Consider the following 8352-nt stretch of genomic DNA (forward strand, 5'->3'; position numbering starts at 1 on the left):
GCACCATCGTGTCGGCTTCGGCATGTTGCTCGCGTCCATCGCTGAAGCCGAACAAGTGCAGCTTGTCGTATCGGGCCACACAGCTTCCATCAGGGTCGATCAGGAGCGAGGTGTTATAGGCGCGAGGGGCAGCATGGCACTCGTCAAGGCGTTCGTTTGCGCCGACGCGATCGGCGTCGCGGGGCACATCGTCGGGGCGAACCGGAATCGTGCCGCCGATCAGCCACACCTGTGCCTCGCGTGCGAGCGACGCAAGCGCCGTTTGAAGCGGCCCCTCGCCGAAGGGCTCCGCCAGCGCGACACGGTCGCGCTCGTCGACACCGATCCAGCAAAAATATTCGGGCAGCACGACCAGCGTGGCCCCCGCACGCGCTGCGGCTTCGACCCAGCGTCGTGCCTCGCCGAGGTTCTGCGCGACGTCGTCGGTGCTGGTCATCTGCACGACGGCCGCCGTGATGTCTCGCGCCGCCGACGCGTCCATTTCGGTAGTTGAATGGGCCAACGCATTCATCGGTGCGCGCTCCTCACGCTTCGCAAAGCCGACGCGCACCCTCGATGAGCGTCGCGTCGTCTTTCGAAAAGCTCAAACGAATCACGCCCGTGTCGGCGCCATCGGTATAGAACGCCGAGAGCGGGATCGTCGCGACCCGCAGGTCGCGAATCAGGCGTTGCACGAAGTCGCTGTCGCGTTCATCGGAGAAGCCGCGGAAACGGGCCAGCATAAAGAAGCTGCCGCGGCTCGGCAGCAGCTCGAAGCGCGACGAAGCGAGCGCACCGGCGAGCAGATCGCGCTTGCGTTCGTAGAATGCGGCAAGGCCAAGATAGCTGTTCGGCTCGGCCAACGCGTCGGCGAGCGCGTATTGCATCGGCGTATCGGCCGAGAACACCATGAACTGATGCACCTTGCGGATCTCGGTCATCAGTTCGGCCGGCGCGAGGCAATAGCCGACGCGCCAACCGGTCACATGGTGAGTCTTGCCGAACGACGAGACGACCACGCTGCGCTGCGCCAACTGCGCGTGACGCGCCATGCTCTGATGCGTCGCGCCGTCGAAGACAACATGCTCGTAGACTTCGTCGGACAGCACGACGATATCCGTCCCATCTACGAGCGCCTTCAGACGTGCGATGTCGTGCTCATCGAAAATCGTCGCACTGGGATTATGCGGCGTGTTGATGATGATCATCCGCGTACGCGGCGAGATCGCGGCCGCGACGGCATCCCAATCGACGCGAAAAGTTAGCGGCGACAGCTTGATCGCAATCGCTTGAGCGCCTTGCAGCCGCACGATCGGCGCATAGCTGTCGAACGAGGGTTCGAAGTAGATGACCTCGTCGCCGGAATGCACGAGCGCGCTGATCGTCGCATACAGGCCCTCGCTCGCGCTGGCGACGATCGTCACTTCGCCGTCGGCGTCGTACCGGGTGCCGTACAGACGCTCGACTTTGTCCGCCAGCGCCTCGCGCAAGCGGGCGACGCCCGCCATTGGCGCGTATTGATTGTGTCCGCGCCGCATGGCAGCCGCAGCGCCCTCGACGAGCGCCGGATCAGGCGCGAAGTTCGGTGCGCCCTGCGAAAGATTCAAGGCGTCGTACTGCGCGGCGAGTTGGCCGATCACGGTGAAGATCGTCGTGCCGACGTCGGGCAGCTTCGAGCGAGGCTCGAGGGCGCTTCGCATCTGTCTCCTCCTTCCATTCCGGAGACGACGATCGCCCCGGTTCGTGGATACACGGAGATTTAGCCCGGCCGAAAAACCTCGCACAATCGATACTTTGTCATGCGCGCCATGCGTTCTTCTCATGGCTCGCTCGAGGCGGCCCGCACCGATGGCGCACGGTCACCGAAGCGAGCGCCGTAAACGACGAAAGCCCCGCCGAATGAATATCCGACGGGGCTTCAGGCGCACCGGCCTCGCTTTCGCGGCGGCGCGCCGGGCTCAGCGCAATGTGAAGACTACGCGATTACTTCAGCGGAATCCACTTGCCGCCTTCGGCCTTGTACACCGTGATGCCGCCGTTCTTCAGATCGCCCTTGTCGTCGTACTGAAGGTTCGGGGTCGTCACAGCGGGCATGCTGGTCTTGGCCAGCACCGGCAGGTACTTCGCCGGATCGGTCGAGTTGGCTTTCTTCATTGCCGTCAGCAACGCCATCGTGCCGTCGTAGGCATACGGCGAGTACGTCTCGACGTCCGTGCCGAACGCCTTCTTGTACTTCTCGACGTATTGCTTGCCGCCAGGCATTTGCTCGAGCGGAACACCGGCCAACGTCGAGTAAGAGCCGTCAGCGGCATCGCCGGCGATCTTCAGGAAGTCGGGCGTGTGGACCATTTCGCCGCCCATCAGCGGCGCCTTGATGCCAAGCGTCTTCATTTGCTTGAGCATCGGCGCGGCTTGCGCGTCTGCGCCGCCGAAATAGATCAGATCCGGTTGAGCCGCCTTCAGGTTCGTCAGGATCGACTTGAAGTCGGTGGCCTTGTCGTTCGTGAATTCGCGCTTCACGATCGTCGCGCCAGCGGCCTTCGCAGCCTTTTGGAACTGATCGGCGAGGCCTTGGCCGTAAGCCGTGCGGTCGTCGACGATCGCAATCTTCTTCATGCCCAGATTCTTCACGGCGTACGCCCCCGCGACCGACCCTTGCTGCGTGTCGGACGTCATCATGCGGAAGGTCGTCTTGAACCCTTGCTGCGTGTATTCAGGCGCCGTCGCCATGGCAACTTCGGGGATGCCGGCGTTGGCATAGATGCGCGAAGCCGGGATCGTCGTGCCCGAGTTGAAGTGGCCGATCATGCCCTTGATGCCGTCGTCGACGAGCTTCTGGGCGACCGTCGTGCCCGTGCGCGGGTCGGCCTGGTCGTCGGCTGCGTCGAGCACGAATTCGACTTGCTTGCCGCCGATGACGGGCTTCGTCGCGTTCATGTCGGCGATCGCGAGCTTCACGCCGTTCTGGAAGTCGGTGCCGTAGTGCGCTTGCGCGCCCGTCATCGGGCCGGCAAAGCCGATCTTCACTTGTTCTGCCTGCTGTGCTTGTGCGGTCCCCACCAGCGACATCGCTGCAACGAGCGTCGCGCCTGCCAGCGTTTTCATTTTGTGCTGCATAGCTTCTCCTAGATACCAAGGTAGTTGGAAGCAGCTCCGGGGTCGCCGCACCGCTTCCGTTTTTGATTCCATCGACAAGGGTTGCTCAGCCGATCGTCATCAAATTCGCATTGCCGCCCGCCGCCGCCGTGTTCACGCTCACCGAGCGTTCCGTCAGCAACCGTTCGAGCGCGTAATCTTCATCGCCATTCTCAAGCGCATGCGTGGACACGCCCTGCACCGACACGATCGGGCCCGGGCGCTTGGCCACTTCCTTCACGAGCGACAGCAATTCGTCGCTGTCGCCCTCGAACAGCACCGCATCGACCGGTGCGTCGGCGCTCTTTTGCGCGTCGGCGAACGGCTTGAGCTGCACCGGCAACGACGCGACGAACGCTTCGCCCGCCGCGCCCGAGAACAGCGCACGGTTGCCCGTGGCGAGGACCGCGGCAAACTGCGCACGCGCGCCGCTCGCCGTCGAAGGCACGCAGGATACCGTGCCGCGCGCGCTGAGCGTGTAGGTATTACGCTCGCCCGTCGGGCCGGGCAACACCGCCGTGGCGCCGGCAGGCATATTAGCGAGATAACCGTCGCAGCGTGCGGCGAGCGCAGGCTGGCGCTCGGCGATGAGCCAATCGCGCAGCGCCGTGAGCGCCGCACGCGGGCTCAAGCGTGCCGCGTCGCCCTCTTGCACCTCGGCAGACGCGCCGCCGTCAGCCACGAGCGAAGCCGCGAGCGACTTCGGCAAGCCCGACGGACGCTTGGCTAGCAGGCGTTGCAGATAGAGCGCGCCGCCCGCCTTCGGCCCCGTGCCCGACAGCCCTTCGCCGCCGAACGGTTGGACGCCGACCACGGCGCCGATCACGTTGCGGTTCACGTAGATGTTGCCGACGTGAGCGCGCGAAATGACATGCGCGATGGTTTCGTCGATGCGCGTGTGGATGCCGAGCGTAAGACCGTAGCCCGTGGCCTTGATCTGCTCGAGCAGCTTGTCGAGGCCGCTCCTGCGATAGCGGATCACGTGCAGCACGGGGCCGAACACTTCCCGCTTGAGTTCGTCGATGCTGTCGAGCTCGATCAGCGTCGGCGGCACGAACGTGCCTTGCGCGCAGGCTTCGGGCAGCGCCAGTTGCGTCACCGCGCGGCCTTTGTCGCGAAGTGCGGCGATGTGCGCGTCGATCGTGCGTTTCGCTTCGGCATCGATAACGGGGCCGACGTCGGACGAGAGGCGATCGGGGTTGCCGACCGTCAGCTCGTGCATCGCGCCTTTGAGCATCGTCAGCGTGCGATCGGCCACGTCGTCTTGCAGACAGAGCACGCGCAACGCCGAGCAGCGTTGGCCTGCCGAATCGAAAGCCGATTGCATGACGTCGGCGACGACTTGCTCGGCCAGCGCCGACGAATCGACGATCATCGCGTTCTGACCGCCCGTTTCCGCAATCAGCGGAATGGGCTTGCCGTCCGGATCGAGGCGTTCGGAGAGCGTCTTGTTGATGAGGCGGGCGACTTCGGTCGAACCTGTGAACATCACGGCCCGCGTGCGCGAATCGGCGACAAGCGAGGCGCCGACCGTCTCGCCGTCGCCGGGCAGCAGCTGCACGGCGCCTGCGGGCACGCCGGCTTCGCGCAACAGCCGCACGGCTTGCGCGGCGATCAGGGGTGTTTGCTCGGCGGGCTTGGCCAGCACCGTGTTGCCGGCCGCGAGCGCGGCGGCGACCTGGCCCATGAAGATCGCCAGCGGGAAGTTCCACGGGCTGATGCAGACCACGGGGCCGAGCGGGCGATGCGTGTCGTTGGAGAACTCCTCGCGGATCTGGGCCGAGTAGTAGCGCAGAAAGTCGACGGCTTCGCGAATCTCGGCAATCGCGTTCGGCAACGACTTCCCGGCTTCGCGCACGATAAGGCCCATCAACGTATGCATCTGCGCTTCGAGCAGATCGGCTGCTCGCGCGAGGCAATCGGCGCGCGCGCCGACCGGCGTCGCTTGCCAGATCGGCGCAGCGGCGACCGCCGCGGCCAACGCCGCGTTCACGTCGTCGCGCGTGGCTTCGACCACGGTGCCGACGATGTCGCGATGATCGGACGGATTGCGCACAGCGCGCTCGAGCCGGCCTACGGCGCTCGAGGCGGGCAGCTCGCCGGCTTCGAGCATCGGCGCGGCCCGCCATGGGTGGTGCGCGCTCGCAAGCAACGCAGACGAGAGCGAAGCGAGGCGATGCTCGTTCGACAGATCGAGGCCCATCGAATTGGGACGCTCGCCGCCGTATAGGTTGCGCGGCAGCGGGATCTTCGCGTGCGGTGCGCCGAGCGGCGAGATGGCCGAAGCTTCTTCGACGGGATCGACGACCAGCGCGGAGACGGGCACCGTCTCATCGGCGATGCGATTGACGAACGACGTGTTCGCGCCGTTCTCGAGCAGCCGGCGCACGAGGTACGCGAGCAGCGTTTCGTGCGTGCCGACCGGCGCATAGATGCGGCACGGACGATTGAGCTTGTCGCGTCCCGTGACTTCTTCGTACAACGGCTCGCCCATGCCGTGCAGGCACTGGAACTCGTATTGGCCCGGGTAGTAGTTCTGCCCCGCCAGATGGTAGATGGCCGACAACGTGTGGGCGTTGTGCGTCGCGAATTGCGGGAAGACGGCATCGGGCGCGCCGAGCAGCTTCTTCGCGCAGGCGAGATAGGAGACGTCGGTGTAGACCTTGCGCGTGTAGACGGGATAGCCTTCGAGGCCGTCGAGCTGGGCACGCTTGATTTCGGTGTCCCAATACGCGCCCTTCACGAGGCGCACCATGATGCGGTGACGGCTTCGGCGTGCGAGATCGACCACATAGTCGATCACGAACGGGCAACGCTTCTGGTACGCCTGGATCACGAAACCGATACCGTTCCAGCCTGCGAGTTCGGGATCGAAGCACAGGGCCTCGAGCAGATCGAGCGAGAGTTCGAGCCGGTCGGCTTCTTCCGCGTCGATGTTCAGTCCGATGTCGTAGCGGCGCGCGAGCACCGCGAGCGAACGCATGCGCGGCAGCAGCTCGCTCATCGTGCGCTCTTGCTGCGCGCGCGAGTAGCGCGGATGCAGCGCGGAGAGCTTGATCGAAATGCCCGGGCCTTCGTAGATGCCGCGGCCGCCTGCCGCTTTGCCGATCGCGTGAATGGCCTGCTCGTAGGAGGCGTAGTAACGCTGTGCGTCTTCTTCGGTGGTCGCCGCTTCACCGAGCATGTCGTACGAGTAGCGGAAGCCTCGCGCTTCGAACTTGCGGCTGTTGGCGAGCGCTTCGGAGATCGTCTCGCCCGTCACGAACTGCTCGCCCATCAGACGCATCGCCATGTCGACGCCCTTGCGGATCAGCGGTTCGCCGCCCTTGCCGATGAGCCGCGTCAGCGCCGAGGACAGGCCCGCTTCGCTGTTGGTCGTCACGAGCTTGCCCGTGATCATGAGGCCCCAGGTCGCCGCGTTGACGAACAGCGACGGCGCATGGCCCATGTGCGATTTCCAATCGCCCTTGCTGATCTTGTCGCGGATCAGCGCATCGCGCGTCGCGCGATCGGGGATGCGCAGCAGCGCCTCGGCCAGGCACATCAGCGCGACGCCTTCCTGGCTCGACAGCGAGAATTCATGGATGAGGCCTTCGACGCCGCCGCCCGTGCGCTTGGCGCGCAGCGTCTCGACCAGTTTGGCGGCCATCTTGCGGACATCGCCGGCCAGTTGCTCGGGCAGACGCGCTTCGCCAATCAGGAACGGCACGCATTCGGGTTCCGGGCGGCGATACGCGGCCGTAATGGCGGCGCGCAGCACCGATTGCGGTTGCACGTTCTGAGCAAAATCGAGGAACGGGTGCGGTGTGCTGTCGTCTTCATGGTCCGGCGTGGAATGGTCGCCGATGTCCGCGGCGCCCGTGACGCCGGACAGTTCGGGCGGCAACTGTCCGTGTTCGATTTTCTCGAGGTAGGCGAAGATCGCCTGCTTGATCAGCCAATGCGGCGTGCGTTCAAGCCGGGAAGCGGCTTCTTTCAGACGGGAGCGCAGAAGGTCGTCGACCTTGACGCCGAGGGTAGTACTGGCCATGGTTCCTTCGATCGCCGGCGCCGGCCGGCCGATGTCTTAAAAGATCGCCGAATCGTACGCCTTCGATCAAAAAGGTGCAACCAAATTCAACTTTGGTTGCACCCCGCGCAGACCCTTTGCCCGCAAGGGTTGCCGCGAGATCGAAGCGGGCTGGGCCGCGCCGGTTGCGCTCGGTATTTTCCCTGACGCGAAATCGTTCTCTTCCCCCTACGCGCTTGCCCCCGAATGCCGTTAACGCAGAAAAGGGCGGTAACGCACGGTGCGCGTTGGAAAAGGAGAGGCGAAATGGAAAAGTGGATCGTAGTCGGCGGGATTTGGGCGGTGGCGGTGGTCTGCCTGACGCTGTTCGTACGGGGCGCATCGCCGGCCCATCATCGCGCCGTTGCGCTGGCGCGTATGCGCCGGGCTCGGCTCAGAAACGAAGCTGCAGCGGCGAACGACGCTCGCATGTCCGAGCACCGCAGCTAAAAGGGCGGAAACGAGGCCTATCATGATTTGCTCTAACGAAAGCCGTTCCTGCGCGCGTCACCAGCCGCAGTCGCGGCGCCAACGCTCTCCCGTCGCGGCGTGCGCGCGGCCTTTGACCGCGCCCGTGCCGAGTTACACGAACCGCGTCCGCACGCGCGCCCGTGCGGCGCGCAGTCGCCTCCGATACTGCTGAATCGCCTTTCCCGAAGGTTCGCGAAGCGGCGCTTCGCCGCGCGCTGTGTGCTCGACTGCCACCTGGCAGTCCCCGCATTGACCTGCCGCTTCGGCGCATCGGCACTCCGCCCGTGCTGGATTGCCCGGCGCTCAGATGTCGAGCGGGTCGACTTCGATGCTCCAACGGATCACGCCTTTCAACGTCCGCAGCACGCTCTGCCAGGCACGCAGTGTGGCGAGCAGCGACGCGCGCGACGCGCTTTCGAGCAATAGCTGCGCGCGATGAACGTTCGCAACCTTGACGATCGTCATCGGCACTGCATCGTAGACCGTCACGCGCTCCGCGGCCGGCACCTCAGCCAGCGCGGCGGCGGCTTGCCCGAGAAACGCCAGCGCAGCCTCGAGCGTGCGCGCCTCCGCGCGCAACAGCGCCTGGTAGACGAATGGCGGCAGTTGCGCCTCGCGGCGCTCGGCCAGCGTCGCATTGGCAAAGCCGACGTAATCGTGGCGTGCCAGCGCGTGATAGAGGGCGTGCCGCGGGTAGCGCGTTTGCACCAACACTTCTC

Annotated in this window: 5 protein-coding genes and 1 pseudogene; 1 reads left to right on the forward strand and 5 read right to left on the reverse strand. The window is 65.2% G+C overall.

What is annotated here, in order from left to right; genetic code table 11:
* The 4 genes from C0Z19_RS27390 to putA all read right to left on the reverse strand — a co-directional run.
* A partial coding sequence (locus tag C0Z19_RS27390; protein WP_332882224.1) for a nitrilase-related carbon-nitrogen hydrolase occupies positions 1-511 on the reverse strand: 511 nt, incomplete at its 3' end.
* Positions 512-524: 13 nt separating this feature from the next.
* Entirely contained in the window at positions 525-1679 is a 1155-nt protein-coding gene (locus C0Z19_RS27395) for a methionine aminotransferase (RefSeq protein WP_102612969.1), read from the reverse strand.
* 283 nt (positions 1680-1962) lie between these two features.
* Entirely contained in the window at positions 1963-3096 is a 1134-nt protein-coding gene (locus C0Z19_RS27400; protein ID WP_102612970.1) for a branched-chain amino acid ABC transporter substrate-binding protein, read from the reverse strand.
* A gap of 85 nt (positions 3097-3181) precedes the next feature.
* Complete coding sequence (gene putA / locus C0Z19_RS27405; protein ID WP_102612971.1) at positions 3182-7144, reverse strand: trifunctional transcriptional regulator/proline dehydrogenase/L-glutamate gamma-semialdehyde dehydrogenase; 3963 nt, start codon at positions 7142-7144, stop codon at positions 3182-3184.
* Positions 7145-7429: 285 nt separating this feature from the next.
* Here putA and C0Z19_RS27410 point away from each other — a divergent pair, with 285 nt between their 5' ends.
* A complete protein-coding gene (locus tag C0Z19_RS27410) occupies positions 7430-7612 on the forward strand; it encodes a hypothetical protein (RefSeq protein WP_102612972.1) in 183 nt (60 codons plus the stop codon).
* Between the two features lie 324 nt (positions 7613-7936).
* Here the strand turns inward: C0Z19_RS27410 and C0Z19_RS27415 are convergent.
* Positions 7937-8352: pseudogene (locus tag C0Z19_RS27415) on the reverse strand (primosomal protein N'); the annotation flags it as partial.

Origin of the sequence: Trinickia soli, assembly GCF_002879855.1 — a bacterium.
Classification (GTDB): Bacteria; Pseudomonadota; Gammaproteobacteria; order Burkholderiales; family Burkholderiaceae; genus Trinickia; species Trinickia soli.